The organism is Akkermansia biwaensis, assembly GCF_026072915.1.
Lineage (GTDB): Bacteria > Verrucomicrobiota > Verrucomicrobiia > Verrucomicrobiales > Akkermansiaceae > Akkermansia > Akkermansia biwaensis.
Genome location: NZ_AP025943.1, coordinates 3,157,466 through 3,175,525, shown reverse-complemented (window position 1 = coordinate 3,175,525; position 18,060 = coordinate 3,157,466). Strand labels below are relative to the sequence as shown.

Below are 18,060 nucleotides of genomic sequence, written 5' to 3'. Positions count from 1 at the left end.
TATATGGGCTTTTCCCGTCTGGCTGCGAGACCGGACGCGGATAGAACATGACAGTTCATCCGTATCCGTGAAAACTCGCGGCGTCTATCGGAATGGAGAAGGCGAACTCGTCCGCCTCCAGCTCGACATCCCGGCTGACGGGAGCGCCAAATTACTGATTTGCGGCAAGAGAAAAAACATCTTTTTGAATCTTCATGAGTCATCGTTCCACCGCTTCAAGTTCCACGGGGGTTCCACATCAAAGAATTTTTTAGTCTTGATTCGATCAATAATTTAGTCCTCCTGAGTATATTTCTTTGAAACGTATATTACCTTTTTATTATCAATGATTTACTTTGTTGTTTGGGCCTAATGTGACGAAAAGGAAACAATTACGAACGGGCTTATCAAGCACTTACACGAACCGTAGCATGCCGGAATCCGGCATGCTACGGAAGAGGTACGGCGACGTGGTTGACAAGAGCCGGCCGGAAATCTAACGTGGCCCCATGATGAAACATGCGGATAATCCTGAAGAACGGCCTCAACCCCTTTTCCGTGGCAAATTTCTGGAATTGGTCAAGGAGGGCAGATGGGAATATGTACGCAGGGTAAACGCCAACGGAGCCGTCATGGTGATTGCGGTGACGGAAGAGGGAGAATTGCTGCTGGTGGAGGAGTACCGTTTTCCCCTGCATGCGCTTACCATCGGGCTGCCTGCCGGGCTTTCCGGGGACGGCGGAGAGGAAAGCACCTTGGAATCCGCGCGCAGGGAGCTGGAAGAGGAAACCGGATACAGCGCTTCCTCCTGGACCTATCTGTTTACCGGGCCTTCCTCCCCCGGACTGACGACGGAAATGGTATCCTTTTATCTGGCGGACGGACTTCGGCAGGTAGCGGAAGGAGGAGGGGTGGACAATGAGGATATTACCGTACACCGGATTCCTCTTTTTTTGGTGCACGACTGGCTGATGGACCAGACAGGACAGGGAAAGGTGGTGGACCCGAAAATTTTCATGGGACTTTATTTTCTGTTCCGCCGGTTTAACGGCTCCGACAGGGAAGAAGGATGATCCAGCCGGGAAGGCGCCGGACAGCATGGCGGCCTCCGTGTCCCGGCAGGTTGATGGACGGCGGGGGAACTATCCTGTTCAGCATCAAAAGTTTCTGTGCGTGATGAAGGGCTCCGGCGTCATAAAATATGCCGGTCCCATAAAAACTTCTGGACATTCTTTCCGTTTCGGGCTAAATATCTCCCCGCCTTACGGCACCAACCACTACATGGCAGGGTAGCTCAGTGGTAGAGCAGAGGACTCATAAGCCTTTGGTCGGGTGTTCAAATCACCTCCCTGCTACCAGTTTTGCAAACACCCCGGAACCGCTTGGTTCCGGGGTGTTTTAGCAGGTAATTGCCGGAATGGTAGAGAGTGGCAGAGAGAGTCGGTAAGAGGAATGGAAGTCCTGGCAGATTTACTTCAGCCTCAATCCGAAGACTCCGGATTTGCGGCCGCTGAGTTCCAGGGCACGGAGACGTTCCGGGGGAAGGCTGTCGCGGGAGAATTCCGCATAGTGCATGCGGTCCCGGAAGTAGTGGACGGCGCTTTGAGACAGGGCGAAGATGAAGTTCATGCCCATTTCCTCCGCCTTTTTTCTGGCAAATTCACAGAGCGTGCGGCCGTATCCACGGCCTTCATGGCGGTGCTTGATGTACAGGCAGCCGAGTTCCGCGCTGCGGTGTTCCGGATAAGGGTACACGGCCACGCAGCCCACGATGCTGTCATCCAGCGTCAGGACGTAGTAGTCGTCGATTTTCGCGGCTATATCCTCATAGTTGCGGTCCACCAGTTTGGAGTCCACGACGGAACGGGCGATCATGGACAGAAGTTCCGGGATGTCCTCTTCTTTCAGGGGACGTATTTCCCGGTAGGAGTCCGTGTGGACCATCGTGCCCACGCCTTCTTCCGAGAAGAGTTCCTCCACCAGCACGCCGCGCATCTTGCCGTCCAGCAGGTGCACGCGGGGAATGCCGGCGCGGCAGGCTTCCGCGGCCTGGTCCAGCAGTTCCCTGTGCGTCAGTTCGCCGGATAGTCCGGCAACCTCCGATTCCAGAATGGCGGCGATGGGGTGGCCGTCCCGGGAAGGGACCTTGTGGTCGTTGAGCAGGGCAATGTATTTGGAGGCGCCCAGCGTGTACGCCAGATGAATGGAGTCCGTATCAAAGGAGCCCGTGCGCCCGGAGGCTACGACGGGTATCTGATGGCGCCCCAGGATTTCCCGGACGCGCTCGCGGACAAGCTGGCCGCCCTTCAGCGGGGCTTCCACCAGGGCGGAGCGCATTTCACAGACGCGGGTATGTTCGTATAGGGCGGAAGCATCCAGCCCTTCTGCAATCAGGATGGGCTTCACCCCTATTTCCTGCAATGCGTCCAGGTCCAGCAGGGCATCCACCAGTTCCTCCGAGTTCACCAGGGGCTGTTCCACATGTACGGCAAAGATTTTGCCCCTGAAGTAGGGGACATACTCCAGTACGGAACGGACGTTGGTTGATTTATTGGGAGGAAGCGTGGTCAAGGAGTGCGTCAAAAGTTTGAAGGCGGAGGAAAGGGCCGTCAAGCCCGTTTCCTCCGCCCGAAGACAGGATGGTTGTTTAGAATGTGCGGGTTTCCGCGGAGTCCCGGTTGTCCATGGTTTCCGCGAAGTCCTGGGAGTCAAGCGTGACGGCGATTTCCTCATCGTCGGAGACGGGAGCGGAAGCCGGTACGGGTGCGGTTTCTTCCTTGCGGAGGACGACGCTGACCTTGCGCTTGGGCATCACCAGTCTGGGTTCCGGAGCCGCAGGCTGATAGCCTTCACCGATGGTGGTGGCATCGGAGATGGCGGCGGGGGCAGATTCCTGTTCCGGCTGCTGCGCCGCCTGCTGTTCGCGAGCCCTGGATACCTGTTCACGCAGGGCGGAGAGCAGGTCCGTCGGCATGCCGTCGAATCCAATTTCCGGGAGGCTGGCTCCGTTTTCCTGCCCGTCGTCGGAGGTCTCGAACTGGGGCAGGCTGGCCAGGAAGTCTTCAAAGGCATCCAGGTTGGTAGTGCTCTTGAAGAGGTTGCCGATGGCTTCGCTCTTGATGCTGTCCATCAGGGTGACGAAGAGGTCATAGGCTTCCGACTTGTATTCCACGAGCGGGTCTTTCTGGCCCTGGGCGCGGAGGCGGACGCCTTCCCGGAGGGAGTCCATGTTGTACAAATGCTCCTGCCACAGCTTGTCAATGGCCCCCAGGATGATCTGGCGTTCCATGTGGTCCAGGTATTCCGGACGTTCGCGGGAGGCTTTGTCTTCATACGTGGCCTTTACCTTGTCGATCAGGAAGGCGATGGTTTCGTCCAGCGGGCGGTCTTCCAGCTTGGCGGCATCCGCCGTGAGGCCCAGCGGGAAGGAGGAGTTCATCCAGGCAAGCAGTTCGTCGGGATGGGTAATGCCCTCTGCGTCCGGGTCAAGGAATTCGTGGGCGCGGGTGGCGATTACTTCCTCCAGCACGTCGTAGATCATTTCACGCGGGTTTTCCGTGGAGAGTACTTCATTGCGGTAACCGTACACGATTTCGCGCTGCTTGTTCATCACGTCGTCATAGTCCAGCACGTGCTTGCGCCACATGTAGTTGCGCTGTTCCACCCGCTTCTGGGCGGATTCCACGGATTTGTTCAGGAAGCTGTGTTCCAGGGCTTCGCCGTCGGCCACACCGAGGCGTTCCATCATTTTGGTCATGCGTTCCGCCGCGCCGAAGTTGCGCATCAGGTCGTCTTCAAAGGAGATGAAGAACTGAGAAGCGCCGGGGTCGCCCTGGCGGGAGCAGCGGCCGCGCAGCTGGCGGTCGATGCGCCGGGATTCGTGGCGTTCCGTACCCAGTACGAAGAGGCCGCCCAGGTCCGCCACGCCTTCTCCCAGCTTGATGTCCGTACCGCGTCCGGCCATGTTCGTGGAGACCGTAACGGCTCCGCGCTTGCCGGCCAGCGACACGATTTCGGCTTCACGCTGGTGGTTTTTGGCGTTCAGCACTTCATGGGGGATTTTGGCCCTCTTGAGCATGCGGGAGAGGGTTTCGGAGGCGTCCACGCTGGCCGTGCCGATCAGGATGGGCTGGCCCTTGCCGTGGAGTTCCTGGATTTTGTTGATGACGGCGTTGAATTTCTCGCGGCGGGATTTGAAGATGAGGTCGTTCTGGTCCTTCCGAATGCAGGGGCGGTTAGTCGGGATGGGAAGTACGTCCAATTTGTAAATGTCGTGGAATTCCGCGGCTTCCGTTTCCGCCGTGCCGGTCATGCCCGCCAGTTTTTTGTACAGGCGGAAGTAGTTCTGGATGGTGATGGTGGCGTAGGTCTGGTTTTCGCGTTCCACTTCCACGCCTTCCTTGGCTTCCACGGCCTGGTGCAGGCCGTCGCTCCAGCGGCGTCCCGGCATTTCACGGCCCGTGTTCTGGTCGATGATGATGACCTTGTCGTCCTTGACGACGTATTCCACGTCTTTTTCGTAAATGCAGTAGGCCTTGAGAAGCTGGGAGGTGGTGTGCAGGCGGGCGCCCGTTTCATCCAGCTTTTTGGTGAGTTCGTTTTTAAGGCGGAGCTTGTCTTTTTCCGTCAGGCGGGGATTTTCATCCATTTCCGCAAAGGCGGTGCCGAGGTCCGGGAGAACGAAGTCTTCCGGGTGTCCGGGGGAGATGATTTCACGGCCTTTTTCCATCAGGTCCGCGTCATGGGTTTTTTCATCCACGGTGAAGTACATTTCCTCCTTCAGCTTGTAGAGTTCCTTCTTGCGGGTGTCCTGGTAAAGGGTCAGTTCGTATTTTTCCACGATGCGGCGGAGTTCCGGGTCCTGCATGGCGCGCATGAAAGCGCGGTGGCGGGGCTGGCCCATTTTCACCTTGAACAGGTTGCGTCCCACTTCTTCCGTCCTGCCTTCTTCCTGGGCTTTCAGGGCCTGGGTCATGAGTTCGTTGCAGAGGTCGGTCTGAGCCTTCACCACGCGTTCGATGGAGGGGCGCAGGTTGTCGTACTGCTGTTCACGGGTAACGACGGCGGGGCCGGAGATGATGAGCGGCGTACGGGCTTCGTCAATGAGGATGGAGTCCACTTCGTCCACGATGGCGAAGTAGTGGCCCCTCTGCACCTGCTCTGATTTGGACGTGGCCATGCCGTTGTCGCGCAGGTAGTCGAAGCCGAATTCGGCATTGGTGCCGTAGGTGATGTCGCAGGCGTATTGTTCGCGGCGCAGCTGGGAAGGCATCATGCTCTGGATGCAGCCGACCGTCAGCCCCAGGAACTGGAAGAGCATGCCCATCCATTCGGAGTCGCGGCGCGCCAGGTAGTCGTTCACCGTTACCACGTGCACCCCCATGCCGGTTAGGGCGTTGAGATAGACGGGAAGGGTGGCGACGAGGGTTTTGCCTTCGCCCGTGGCCATTTCCGCGATGTAGCCGCGGTGCAGGGCGATGCCGCCGAGCAGCTGGACGTCAAAGTGGATCATGTCCCAGAGCTGTCTTTGTCCGCAGATTTCCCGTTCTTCTCCGCAGAGCAGGCGGGCGCCGTGCTTGACGGCGGCAAACGCTTCCGGAAGGATCTGGTTGAGGTAGCGTTCCCGGAGTTTGTCGAACTGGGGCGTGATGTTGTTCCAGGCGGCCTTGCCTTCTTCAATGGAGGCCGGAGTGGCTTCCACCGTGGGGAGGGCGGCGAATTCGTTTTTCAGGGATTCAAAGCGGGCATTCAGCCGGGAGGCGATGCTTTCCAGCTCTTCTTTGGGCGCGGCTTCCACGATGCGCACGGGCGGCAGGTCCATGGGGAGGAAGCGATGCAGGTAGCTCTGCCATTCCTTTGTTTTTTCAAGCAGGAAGTCCTGTCCCTTGCCGTTCCATGATTCCTCAATGGAGACGATTTGTTCCACAATGGGGCGCAGGCGGCGCACTTCACGCTGGTTTTTGGTACCGACAATCTTGGTTAGAATCCACTTAATCATCTTTGTCTTGTTGAAAATTGACGAGGTAGAGGCGCTTTCAGCGATCTAAGAATCGAAAAATACTAGCGGGTGCGGAAGGAAATGCAAGCACGGCCCGCGATTTGGGCCAATCATGACGTGATCGGTTCATTTTTGAATGACATGCCGGGGCGTTGGACCTGATTTTCCTTGCATCCTTATTTTCCCTGCAAGATGTTATAGGAGAAAGGAGAGAACGTTTTATGCCTCATGTTTTCCACAAACTTCCCTGCTGGGTTCCCATGGCCCTCGCCTGTACGCTGGCGGGATGCTGCCATGAGGACGGAACCGTGTGCAAGGACGATATTCATTTGATATCCGGGGAAATTAATGAAGAAGGGAATATTTCCCTTCATTTTGACTTGAATACCCAGTATCAGGGAGACTTGTACGTGGAGATGCAGCCGGAAGGCGATGAGGTCAACGTGTTCCTCTACACCCGGCCTGCGGGCAGAACTTCCGGAAAGCTGCTCTATGCGGGCGGTTATCAGCTGGTCATTCCCTGGCCGGAGAATGCCGCCTCCGTGGAGGTCAACCTCTGCGGCATGAAGCTGGACACATGGACAAAGGAGTAAAGAGCGGCAGCGGAGGCACGGCGATGTTCAACGGCCGGTCGGCTTGTTGCGGGCAAGATGGATGAGCCAGGTGCAGAGCAGGGTGAACCAGCCGAAAAGCAGGAAAAGAGGAATGGTGACCAGATATTCCGTGCCGGTGACGGGTTTTTCCTTGTTGCGGGACCGTAGCCAGTAATAGATGGCCATGGGGAGGATGCTCCAGAACAGGAGCAGGAAATTTCGGGAGCTCCAAGTCGGAATAAGGTTAAAGCAGGCTGGTCCATGAAAGGGTGGAAGGGGACGTTTCCAGAATAATTTTTCCTGAGGGAATACAAGGGAAAAAGGCAGAGGAAATAAAGGAAGCAACGGGAAACCCGCAGGGCGAATGAATTCGGAATCATGACATGTAACATCATTGGAATGATTCCAAATTGATGATATTATCCGCCCATGAGTCATTGCGATGATGGGCGCATACGCATCCGGGGCGCCCGCGAGCATAATTTGCAGAATGTGGATGTGGATATTCCCCTGGGGCGTTTGACGGTGGTGACGGGGCCCTCCGGGTCCGGAAAGACAAGCCTGGCCATGCATACGCTGTACGCGGAAGGGCAACGGCGGTATATGGAAACCTTTTCCCCCTACGTGCGCCAGTTCATGGACCGCATGGACAAGCCGGACGTGGATGCCGTGGAGAATATTCTTCCGGCGATTGCGCTGCACCAGCGCAATTCCGTCAGGACTTCCCGCTCTACCGTGGGAACGATGACGGGACTGAACGATTACTGGAAGTTCGTCTTCGCCCGGCTGGCGTCCGGATTTGATCCGGAGACGGGCCGGGAGATTAGGCCGGAGACGCCCGGTTCCATCGACGAAAAGCTGAACGCGGAACTGCCTCCGGGCACGGAGCTGATGATTTGCCTGGAGGTGCCCCGTACGGAGTCTATTGATCTTCCCACGCTCAAGATGAACCTGGTGGCCCAGGGGTATTTGCGCGTTTTCGCGCATGGGGAGATGCTGCGGCTGGAGGACGATGGCTGGTCCCTGCCGGAAGGCGAATCCCTGCTGGTGATTCAGGACCGTGTTCGGCTGAATGAGGAACAGAGGGAACGCCGTCTGGAGGCTCTGGAAACGGCCATGCGCCTGGGCGGCGGGGTGGCCCACGTGGTCCCGCGCGTGGACGGAATTTGGCTGCCGGCCATGAAGTTCCGCGGAGACTGGTATCCGCTCATGGAGCCGCGGCCCGGCCTGTTTTCCTTCAATTCCCCCCTGGGCGCCTGTCCGGAATGCCGCGGCTACGGCCGCGTGATTACGGTGGATTACAACCGCTGCATCAAGCCGGAATTGAGTGTCAGGGACGGGGCCATCCATATTTTCGAGGGAGAGGGCAAGGTCTTCTCCGAATGCAAGAAGGACCTGATGCGCGCCTGGCGCAAGAGCTCCCGGCAGGTGCGTCTGGACGTGCCCTGGAAGGATTTGAAGCAGTGGGAACGGGACTGGCTGATGTATGGCGACGGCAGTGACCCGGATGAAATGTACGAACGCGGACTGTGGTACGGCATCGCTGGATTTTTCAAGTATCTGGAGAGCCGGACGCACAAGATGCACGTCAGGGTATATTTGAGCCGCTTCCGGGTTTATCAGGAATGCCCGTCCTGCCATGGACGGCGCCTGAGGCCGGAGGCCCTCCAGTTCAAGCTGGGTGGCAAAAGCCTGCCGGATCTGTTCTGCATGCCCATGGATGAGTTGCTGGCTTGGGTGGACAAGCACGTGACGCCGCGTTCCCATGAAGACCCCGGCCTGAAGCATGCCGTGGCGGAATTGCGGAGCCGCCTGGAGTATCTTAATGAAGTGGGCCTGGGTTACCTGAGTTCCGACCGCGCCACGCGCACCCTTTCGGGTGGGGAGATCGAGCGCGTCAGCCTGACTACCTGCTTGGGGGCCTCTCTGACGGATACGCTGTTCGTGCTGGATGAACCGACCGTGGGCCTGCATCCCAGGGACACCTCCCGCCTGATTTCCGCCATGAACCGCCTCAAGACACGGGGAAATACATTGGTGGTTGTGGAGCACGAGGAAGCCGTGATGCGCGCCGCCGACTGTCTGGTGGACATGGGCCCCGGCTCCGGCCGCGAAGGGGGGCGCCTAGTGTATTCCGGCGCTCCGGACTGTATTGCGGAGGTGCCGGAATCCCTGACGGGGGCGTTCCTGTCCGGCAGGCGGCGCATCGCCATTCCGCAGAAGAGGCGCAAGCCCGGAAAGTTTTTGCAGATTTCCGGCGCTACCCGGCACAACCTGAAGAAACTGAACGTAAATATTCCTCTGGGCGTGTTCGCCTGCCTGACGGGCGTCAGCGGTTCCGGCAAGAGTACGCTGGCACACGACGTGGTGTATTTGAACGCGCTGGTGGCCAAGGGCGGCGTGTGCGAGGAGGAGCCTGCACACGTGAAGTCCGTCAAGGGCTGGGAGCTGCTTGATGAAGTGGTGATGGTGGACCAGAGCCCCATCGTGCGCACACCCCGTTCCACTCCTGCCGTGTATTCCGGCGTGTTTGAGGAAATCCGCACCCTGTTTGCGGATACGGAAACGGCCCGCGCCCGCGGGATGAAGCCGGGATTCTTTTCCTTCAACAGCGGCGACGGGCGCTGTCCCCGCTGCATGGGGATGGGCAGCGAGAAGGTGGAGATGCAGTTTCTTTCAGACATTTTCGTCCAGTGTCCCCTGTGCCACGGTGCCCGCTACGGGAACGAGGTATTGAGCGTGTACCGCGACGGCAGGAATATTGCCGACGTTCTGGGCATGACCGTGACGGCCGCCCTGAAATACTTCGGCGGGGAAAAGGGTGCGCGTGCCAGACGCATTGCGGAAAAGCTGGGCGTGCTCCGGCGCGTGGGGCTGGGCCACCTGACGCTGGGACAGCCGCTGAATACGCTGTCCGGCGGGGAGAACCAGCGCCTGAAGCTGGCCAAGATACTGCTGGACCAGATGGGCTCCGGCAAAAACAATCCCAAGATGCTGATTCTGGACGAGCCGGGAACGGGGCTGCATTTTGCCGATATTGAAGTGCTGCTGGCCGTTTTCCGGGAGCTGGTGGAGCAGGGGCATACCCTGCTGGTGATTGAGCACAACCCGGAGTTTATCAAGTCCGCGGATTACGTGATTGACCTGGGGCCGGAAGGCGGAGCGGGCGGCGGCCATGTGGTTGCGGCCGGGACGCCGGAGGAAATCGTGGCGGGCGGCAAGGGCTACACGGGCAAGTACCTCAAGGACGTGCTCGAAGGCCTTCCCTCCGTTTACGATCCGCAGGACGCCGCCATGCCGGATTCCGCGGATATGGATATTCCGGCAGGCGTCATGGCCCTGCGGGGGGCGCGGCACCACAACCTGAAGAACGTGGATCTGGACGTGCCTCGCGGAGAAATGACCGTGCTGACCGGCTTGTCCGGGTCGGGAAAAAGCTCCCTGGCCTTCGATATCTTTTTTGCGGAAGGGCAGAGGCGTTTCATGGACGTCATGTCACCGTATGCCCGACAGTTTACCGAGCAACTGGAAAGTCCGGACATTGACCGCCTTACGGGCCTGCCGCCCACGGTGGCCATTGAGCAGAACATGTCCCGCGGCGGTACCAAGTCCACGGTGGGGACGGTTACGGAAATCTGGCAGTTCCTGCGCCTGTTGTATTCCAAGTTGGGGCAGGCCTATTGCCCGAAGTGCGGAGTGCCGGTAGGCAAGCGTTCGGAATCGGAAGTGGTGGAACTCGTTTCCCGGCAGTTGAAAAAGCATGGCAGTCTGGCCCTGCTGGCGCCCCTGGTGCGCGGGCGCAAAGGGCATTACGCCGATCTGGCGCGCTGGGCGGAAGGCAAAGGGTATGAAGAATTGTGGGTGGACGGAGGCCTGGTGCCGCTGAGCGGCTTTCAGCCCCTGGACCGTTATTCCAGCCACGATCTGGACCTGGTGATGAGCCGTCCGGAAAGTTCCTGGACCCCGGATGAAGTGGCGCAGGCGGTTCACGCCGCGCTGGACATGGGGGAAGGCTTCCTGCAGGTACTTCCTCCCCGTTCCTCCTCCCCGGAATTGATGGGCGTGAAGCTGGCTTGCGCCTCCTGCGGCCAGTCCTTCCCGGAACTGGAGCCGTACACGTTTTCCTTCAATTCTCCCCGCGGCTGGTGTCCCGTCTGCCGGGGGCACGGCGTGGTGGGCAAGCGCAAGATGAAGGAAGACCAGGCCCAGTCCCTGCTGGAAGCGGAGTTGAAATACGACAAGGAGCTTGCCAAGCAGGTGGATGACGAAAAGGAGGTAAAAACATGCCCTGCCTGCCGCGGCGTGCGCCTGAATGAATTTGCCCGTGCCGTCAGGCTGCAGGGCGTGACGCCTGGCGAGCTTGCCTCATTGCCGGCCATGGAGGCCGCCAAACTGGTGGAGGGCTGGAAGTTTGAACGTGAAGAAGCCCTGATCGCCCGGGACGTAGTTGCGGAAGTGACGCAGCGACTCGGCTTCCTCCAGCGCGTGGGGCTGGGGTACCTGTCCCTGGACCGCAGTGCGACGACGCTTTCCGGCGGGGAGACGCAGCGCATCCGCCTGGCCTCCCAGCTTGGCTCTCATCTCCGGGGCGTACTGTACGTTTTGGATGAACCCACGATCGGGCTGCACCCGCGCGACAACGAACTGCTTCTGGGTACGCTGGATGAACTCAAGCGCCGGGGGAACACCCTGTTGGTGGTGGAACATGACGAGGACACGATGAAGCGTGCGGACCGCATTGTGGACATGGGTCCCGGAGCGGGCGTCCACGGTGGGCGCGTTATGGCCCAGGGGACTTTTGAGGAACTGGCGGAAATGCCGGATTCCGTCACCGGGCTGGCCCTGCACCACAAGCCGCACCATCCGTACCGCGGCAAGCGCCGCCGGATACCTGCCCGCAAGGATGAAACCGCGTGGCTCCGGGTGGAGGGCTGCTGCCTGCATAACCTGAAGAGTGTGGACGTGGCTATTCCCAAGGGGCGTCTTACCGTGCTGACCGGCGTTTCCGGAGCGGGAAAGACCTCCCTGATGACTGGGACCATCCGTCTGGCGGCGCGCCAGGCGCTGGGGGACAAACTGACCCGTGAGCAGAAGAAGCTGTGGAAAACCTCCTCCGGCTTTGACTCCATCCGTATGGTGTACGGCGTGGACCAGAGTCCCATCGGCAAAACTCCCCGTTCCACCCCGGCCACCTACGTGGGCTTTCTGGACGACATCCGGACCCTGTTCGCGCAGACGGCGGACGCCCGCAGGCTGGGCTTCGACCGCGGGCGCTTCTCCTTCAACACGGGGCAGGGCAACTGCGAATCCTGCAAGGGAACAGGCATGCAGAAGCTGGAAATGGACTTCCTGCCTCCCTGCTACGTGCCCTGTGAAACCTGCCGGGGCAAGCGTTACAACGCCGCCACCCTGACCGTGAGGTACAAGGGGAAAACTATTGCGGACGTGCTGCGGATGGACTTCTCGGAAGCGGCGGAATTCTTTGAAAGCCAGCCCCGCATTTCAGATCCCCTCAAATTGCTGGCGGAAACCGGTCTGGGCTATCTGACACTGGGGCAAGCCTCCAACACGCTCTCCGGCGGGGAAGCCCAGCGGCTCAAGCTGGTGACGGAGCTCATCAAGGGGCGGCGCGTCAGCCGGAACGCCTTGATGAAAGGCAAGGAACTGCCCGGCGACCTGTACCTCATTGAGGAACCCTCCATCGGCCTGCATCCGCGGGACGTGCGTCTTCTTATCGACGTGCTGCACCGCCTGGCGGACCAGGGGAATACGGTCATTGTCATTGAGCACAACACGGAAATCATGGCGGAGGCGGATTATATTATCGACATGGGGCCCGGACCGGGAGAGGAAGGCGGCCGCATCGTAGCCAGCGGAACCCCGGAGCAAATCGCTCAAAAGGATTCGCCCACAGCGGAATACATACGCCGGGAGTTGGTTGAGAGTAAATAGCCGTAACATCTGCAACGCCGTTCCGGATTTTTTCGGAACGGCGTTTTTATGTATGGACAAAGGCCGATTTTGTCAGATGACTCCTATAATTGTTTATAGAAAATAGGTGAGGGTACAGAATGTGGCGTTAAAGTATTTCCAGATATTTTTTTAATATTATCATTCATCATATCTACTTCATACCATTCATTGTCTATACACACGGAAATGGTATGAATATCATTTCGATAAATACAGGAAACCGCCTGGTTAAAGGGTATGTCAGGCAACGAAGAATACTTTTTCCACAGGACATACATATCTCCTTCTTGAAAATAGTATAAATAATAGTCTTTATAAATATTACGACCGTGTAGATTAAAGGGATCTTCCAAAGACGGACAAAATAGAATACTATGCCCAATTATAAAAATTGTAACCAATATTGATAATATTACGACAAAGTATTTTATGATTTTCATAATTTTAAAAAGGAGGACAAATGTTGGTCGGTTCAAGATGTTCTGGTACTACATGCTTGAATATGCCGCCGTTCAAAGGAGGCGGGTATTTCAGTTTCTGGAAAAGCAATCGTTTTGGAAGGTTTCTGGAAATAGTACAACAAAGTATTCAATTTAAATACTTTATGGTCAAGATTTGTTTTTTCTAAGCTTCAAAAACGCACAGAATAGTAATAGGGAAAATAGTAGTAATAAGCAAAAACAAATAAGGAGTCCTATCATACTTGACAATATGGAACTGCCAAAAGTGTATTGCTCCGGATCCTCGGGATTAACATAGAGACGGACCAGATTTCCTTTCGTGGCATTTTCCCCATGCTGGTGCCACAGGAAACTTTTCTCATACAGGGATGTATACAATTTTTTCCCTTTCCAAGAATATGCTACACGGAATCCATCCTTGTGTTCAGATTTCTGCATTTCCTCCACTCTCCCCTGGATTTCAACCCAGTGTCTGGAATATTTATAATTCACGTATTCCACAGATAAAGGAAGACCTGTTAGTATCGTGCCAAAAAAGCATAAAAGAGAAAGCGCCAATGCGGACCGTTTTTTTACGGAATTTATCCGCTTTCTGTATTCATCAAGTAATCTTTTTTCACTGCTCGTATCAATTTCAGCCGTTAATTCCGGATATAGGCTGGAGATCTGGCGGAATATTTTTAATACCAGTAATAATTACCTGATGAAAGAACAACGTCTGATCTGCCTGCCTCCTGAATTTTGATACTGTATACGACTGGAGCCATCAGGAATGCCTGGACCTTACCATTGTTTTTAAAGATATGGGCATTTGAACCGGAAGGACCGCTTTCCAGAATAATACGGGTATCGCCGCTTAAAGGAATCTGCTTTGATGCCATGCGTATTCCCAGCACATATTGGTCAATAACAATTTTAAAATGATCTAAGACAATATGTAATTTTCCAAAAACAATCAGCAAACTGATGTAGAAAGTTGCAATAATGAAAATCAAAGAAAAAAAGGACGTGATTCCCAGAATTATGAAATGGCCATTGGTTTCCTTATTTAATTCGATGATAAATGAATATAAAACGACGGGAAAGAATATGCAGATGAAACAGAGGAATAGGAAAACCACTATCACTATCGGGTTAATTCCTGAAATCCATCTGTTATTAAAAATTATTGTAGTCATAACATATTTTAATTCAAAAAAGTATTTTATATACTTAATGAATTCCTGTCAAGATTATTAAAAATAAATAACTTAGTTCAATTTCAATGCAGGATTTTTAAATTCGTAAAGATCACTTCCCGGGGATAAATTATTGAGTACATCTATTATATAGGGCATGGAGGGAGAGAAAACAGGTTTTAGCCGTGGTGACTTTGAGGTATCCGAACCATTCATGTCGGGTATTGGCGGAAGCCGGGCGTTTGGCAACAAGGACGGGAGCGGTGAGACCGTTGACGAAGAAGTCGCCTTGTAAATGGTTGCGACTGTTCTGAAAACAGAGACTACCAGTGTAAACACGCTGGAAGCGTTAAGGAGGATCGATGAGTTTTGGAGGCGGATGGCAATGTGGAAAAAGGGAAGGATTCTTCTCCGGTGGCAGGTATTTCTTTGCCATATTTTCCAAACTTGTCCATTGCCAGGATAAAAGTTTGCGTGCTAGCGTCGCTCAGTGAATCCACTTGAGAATTAACCCATGAGCACCTCCTTAAAGAAAATCTATGTCAACGGCTTCCCCAGCCTCTACGGCGGAGCGGGAACCGAACTCCACCACCAGATCCTGGTCTGGAAACACATGGACATTGACGTCCACATCATCCCCACCAACGACGGCTTCCAAAACGAAATCCTCTATCTGGACATGGTCAGGCTGGGCGTCCATATCCACGCTCCCAACGACTGGTCCGTCCTGGAAGAAGGCGATGCCATCATCGGATTCTGCAACGGCGAATACCTGGAAAACCTCCCCGCCATCCGCCAAAAAACCAGGCGCACCATCTTCGTCAACTGCATGACCTGGCTCTTCAACAAGGAAAAGGAACTCATGAAGCAGGGCATGATTGCCATGTTCCTCTACCAGAACGAAGAAGTCCGCCAGAAAAACATGCCCCTGCTCAAGCGCTGCAACGACGATCCGGCCATCTCCTTCCTCACCTTCAAGCCCTACTTCCACAACGACTCCTTCCCCTTCATCGCCGAGAGAAGCGGGGAATACTTCGGCTGCGGGCGCATCTCCCGGCAGGACGCGGACAAATTCGCCGCCAACACGCTCCACATCTACGAATACTTCGTCTCCCCTCTCTTCAAGCGTGGCCTGTTTTTGGGCTTCGACCAGAGGAGCCGGGAGAAAATCGGAGAGCCCTACGGGTGGATACGCACGGCGCGCGACCAGAGGGAGGTGAGCCAGCAGGACTTCTACAAGCACTGTGAAATAGTGCTTCAGCCCACGGACACGACGGAAAACTGGCCGAGAGTGGGCTTTGAGGCGATGGCCAGCGGAAGCGTACTGGTGGTGGACAACCGCGGAGGTTGGCGCCAGATGGTGGAGCACGGCAAAACCGGATGGCTGTGCGACCATGAAAGGGACTTCATCTACTACGCCAGCAAGATGGCCTACGAACCGAACCTGAGGAGGGATATGGCGGAGGCGGCTCGGGAGCGCGGTATGGAGCTGGGGGGGCTGGAATCGTCGGTAGCCAGCTGGGAGGAAATCTTTGAAGCGGTGGAACAGCTTCCTGCCTAGAAAGGAGAAAAGACATGAAAAAGCAAGTGAAGATACTGGTAGGAATCTGCTCGTGCCAGCGGATGAAGGAAAAGAGGGATGCGGTGAGGGAGACGTGGCTGAGGCATCCGGCGGATGGGATAGAATGCGTGTTCTTCGTGGGAGGAAAGGAAGGAGTGGAAGAGGAAAGGAGGGATACGGTGGTGCTGGACACAGCGGACGGCTACAACGAGCTTCCGGGGAAGGTGAAATCTTTCTTTGTGTATGCGCTTGAGAACTACGACTTTGAGTGGTTGTTCAAGTGCGATGACGACACGTATGTGGACTTGGGACGTTTGGAATCCCTGGTTGATGATGAGTATGACCTGATCGGGGATGCGCTGGTGTCCATGCGCAACTCACCGAGTGGAGGAGCGGGTTATTTCCTGAAGAGAAGCATGGTGGAGAAGCTTGTGGAGGCGCCCGGTTTTCCTGACTGCGGAGCGGAGGACCTGATTGTGGGTGAACTGGCAGGAAGGCTGGGAGGCCGGCTGAAGTCAACCGGCCGTCTTTACATGAGCAATGTCCATTATCCGTATAAGGACAACGACATGGTGACGGCGCACTGGTGTACGCCCGCCATTCTGCGTGCCCTGCATACTTTCAATCACAAAGTTCCTTCAGTTGTTTGCGACGTAGAACATCTCCATTGGAAAGGCGAGATGCTGTTTTATTCCAATGGGGTGTTCCGCCGCCGTGATACTTCCTGTTATGGCTGGTGGAGTGTTGGACAGAAAGAGGAACTGACGTTGAAATGGCAGATGTGGCCGATGGAACAGCTTCTTCTAGAAGGAGATTCCTATATCGGCTCGGAAATGGAAATTCACCAGCGCCCAGGCATGCCTTCTCTGTACCGGTTGTGGTCTGAAAGCCCCCCCTCTGCCAGCAGTGCCGAAATCATGGACCAGTCTCCTCTGCTGTACATTCACCTGGGCTGCGGCAACCGGAGATTGAATGGCTGGTTGAACCTGGATTCCCCCAACTATGACATTACCCGTCCGCTTCCATGGAAGGATAGCTCGGTAGATGCATTTTATCTGGAACATGTGATCGACAAGGTCACGCCCCCAGAAGCCTGCCGTTTCTTTGCGGAGGCATTCCGTTGCTTGAAACCGGGAGGCATTTTGCGTCTGAGTTTCCGTGATATTCGTTTGATGCACGGGGTGATTTCTCCCGCATTTAAACAATATTTGAAAAAACGGCTCCGGGAAAAGCCGGTTCCGGAACATGACTTGTGCATTCTTATGGAAGCCTACCGGCATCAGTCCCTGTGGAATACCGATTTTCTAAGATATCTGTTGGAGGAATTCGGATTTCACGTTTCACAGCATGCTCCGGGCGAGTCACGTTATCTGCATCTTCAATGCCTTGAAAGACGCATTGACCGTGACGAGCATCCTTTTGACCTACTGGGCGCCGTTTGCCTGGATGCGGGGAAGCCGAAGAAGAGCAAATCCAGAAAGCTCCCGTCTTTGTCTTCTGATTCAGAACAGATTTCTCCCGAATACGTTACTACGCAATTCATTCCAAACTCACGAACAGGCAGACATTTGTTCCAGATAGCCGCCACTTACGCCCATGCGCTTAGAACGGATGTGGGATGCCGCATTCCCTGGCGGCACGATTTGAACACCTGGAAGCTGATGTCTTATTTGGGGGGTGCGTGTTCCCCGTGTCCGGATGGCGGTTATTCTGATCCCGTAACATACAGGGAATCCAGATTTTCTTACAGGTCCATCCCGGATACGGTCCGTCGCGGCGCGTTGAGCGGCTACTTTCAGAGTGAACGGTATTTTAAGGATTTTGCTGAAGAAATACGTTCGCTGTTCCAGCCCCTCATCGCACCCGTGCGGGAAAGTACAGCCGGCGTTCATCTGAGAATGGGAGATTACCTTCAGAAAACGGATGTGTACCATACCCCGGATGCCGCCTTCCTTAATGAGGCGTTTAAAAATCTTTCCGACAATATCAGAACACTGGTTGTTTTTTCCGACTCTCCGGATCTGGCCCGGAAGCTGGTGGAGGATGTTCCGGAAGCCAGGCGTTTTGAAATAGTCATGGATGAGCATGAAACACTGGACGCCCTGCGGGAATTGACGGCCATGCAGGAACTTGTCCTCTCTTGCTCCTCCTTTTCCTGGTGGGGGGCGTGGCTGGGCTCCCAGCAACGGGTTTTCATTCAAAAAAAGTGGTTTACCGGAAATATTGAAGATGAACAGGATATTTTCTGCCCAACCTGGATTAAACTTTAACATTGAAATTTTATGAAATGCGTCTTGATTGTATCTTCCGGCGAGAT

Annotated in this window: 9 protein-coding genes and 1 tRNA gene; 6 read left to right on the top strand and 4 right to left on the bottom strand. The window is 55.5% G+C overall.

The genetic code is table 11. From position 1 onward, the window contains the following. Positions 1-488 precede the first annotated feature (488 nt). Together OQH67_RS13075 and OQH67_RS13070 are read left to right on the top strand one after the other, a co-directional pair. Complete coding sequence (locus OQH67_RS13075; RefSeq protein ID WP_251828275.1) at positions 489-1,052, top strand: NUDIX hydrolase; 564 nt, start codon at positions 489-491, stop codon at positions 1,050-1,052. 210 nt (positions 1,053-1,262) lie between these two features. After that, positions 1,263-1,337, top strand: a tRNA-Met gene (locus OQH67_RS13070). A 112-nt stretch (positions 1,338-1,449) separates the two neighbouring features. Here OQH67_RS13070 and OQH67_RS13065 read toward each other — a convergent pair. Together OQH67_RS13065 and secA are read right to left on the bottom strand one after the other, a co-directional pair. Continuing rightward, positions 1,450-2,562 (bottom strand): GNAT family N-acetyltransferase, encoded by a 1,113-nt coding sequence (locus tag OQH67_RS13065; protein WP_215459011.1) that lies wholly within the window; start codon positions 2,560-2,562, stop codon positions 1,450-1,452. A gap of 64 nt (positions 2,563-2,626) precedes the next feature. Beyond that, positions 2,627-5,977, bottom strand: coding sequence for a preprotein translocase subunit SecA (gene secA / locus OQH67_RS13060; protein WP_215435735.1), 3,351 nt, complete (start codon positions 5,975-5,977; stop codon positions 2,627-2,629). A 221-nt stretch (positions 5,978-6,198) separates the two neighbouring features. On the opposite strand from secA, the gene OQH67_RS13055 reads away from it, so the two are divergent. Continuing rightward, positions 6,199-6,570: a hypothetical protein gene (locus OQH67_RS13055; RefSeq protein ID WP_215720044.1), complete on the top strand. Its 372-nt coding sequence runs from the start codon at positions 6,199-6,201 to the stop codon at positions 6,568-6,570. A 27-nt stretch (positions 6,571-6,597) separates the two neighbouring features. On the opposite strand, the gene OQH67_RS13050 is transcribed toward OQH67_RS13055, so the two are convergent. Beyond that, positions 6,598-6,756 (bottom strand): hypothetical protein, encoded by a 159-nt coding sequence (locus tag OQH67_RS13050; protein ID WP_215435734.1) that lies wholly within the window; start codon positions 6,754-6,756, stop codon positions 6,598-6,600. 243 nt (positions 6,757-6,999) lie between these two features. Here OQH67_RS13050 and uvrA point away from each other — a divergent pair, with 243 nt between their 5' ends. Next, complete coding sequence (gene uvrA, locus OQH67_RS13045) at positions 7,000-12,522, top strand: excinuclease ABC subunit UvrA (RefSeq protein ID WP_215435733.1); 5,523 nt, start codon at positions 7,000-7,002, stop codon at positions 12,520-12,522. 1,162 nt (positions 12,523-13,684) lie between these two features. Here uvrA and OQH67_RS13040 read toward each other — a convergent pair. After that, positions 13,685-14,182, bottom strand: a complete 498-nt coding sequence (locus tag OQH67_RS13040) for a hypothetical protein (RefSeq protein ID WP_215435731.1) — start codon at positions 14,180-14,182, stop codon at positions 13,685-13,687. A gap of 514 nt (positions 14,183-14,696) precedes the next feature. On the opposite strand from OQH67_RS13040, the gene OQH67_RS13035 reads away from it, so the two are divergent. Together OQH67_RS13035 and OQH67_RS13030 are read left to right on the top strand one after the other, a co-directional pair. After that, positions 14,697-15,743 (top strand): glycosyltransferase, encoded by a 1,047-nt coding sequence (locus tag OQH67_RS13035; protein WP_215711758.1) that lies wholly within the window; start codon positions 14,697-14,699, stop codon positions 15,741-15,743. A gap of 14 nt (positions 15,744-15,757) precedes the next feature. Further along, positions 15,758-18,013 (top strand): alpha-1,2-fucosyltransferase, encoded by a 2,256-nt coding sequence (locus OQH67_RS13030; RefSeq protein ID WP_215711757.1) that lies wholly within the window; start codon positions 15,758-15,760, stop codon positions 18,011-18,013. Positions 18,014-18,060 lie beyond the last annotated feature (47 nt).

Coding starts and splice junctions, on each gene's coding strand:
- OQH67_RS13075 (WP_251828275.1), top strand. CDS start 489: ATGATGAAACATGCGGATAATCCTGAAGAACGGCCTCAACCCCTTTTC.
- secA (WP_215435735.1), bottom strand. CDS start 5,977: ATGATTAAGTGGATTCTAACCAAGATTGTCGGTACCAAAAACCAGCGT.
- OQH67_RS13055 (WP_215720044.1), top strand. CDS start 6,199: ATGCCTCATGTTTTCCACAAACTTCCCTGCTGGGTTCCCATGGCCCTC.
- OQH67_RS13050 (WP_215435734.1), bottom strand. CDS start 6,756: ATGGCCATCTATTACTGGCTACGGTCCCGCAACAAGGAAAAACCCGTC.
- uvrA (WP_215435733.1), top strand. CDS start 7,000: ATGAGTCATTGCGATGATGGGCGCATACGCATCCGGGGCGCCCGCGAG.
- OQH67_RS13040 (WP_215435731.1), bottom strand. CDS start 14,182: ATGACTACAATAATTTTTAATAACAGATGGATTTCAGGAATTAACCCG.
- OQH67_RS13035 (WP_215711758.1), top strand. CDS start 14,697: ATGAGCACCTCCTTAAAGAAAATCTATGTCAACGGCTTCCCCAGCCTC.
- OQH67_RS13030 (WP_215711757.1), top strand. CDS start 15,758: ATGAAAAAGCAAGTGAAGATACTGGTAGGAATCTGCTCGTGCCAGCGG.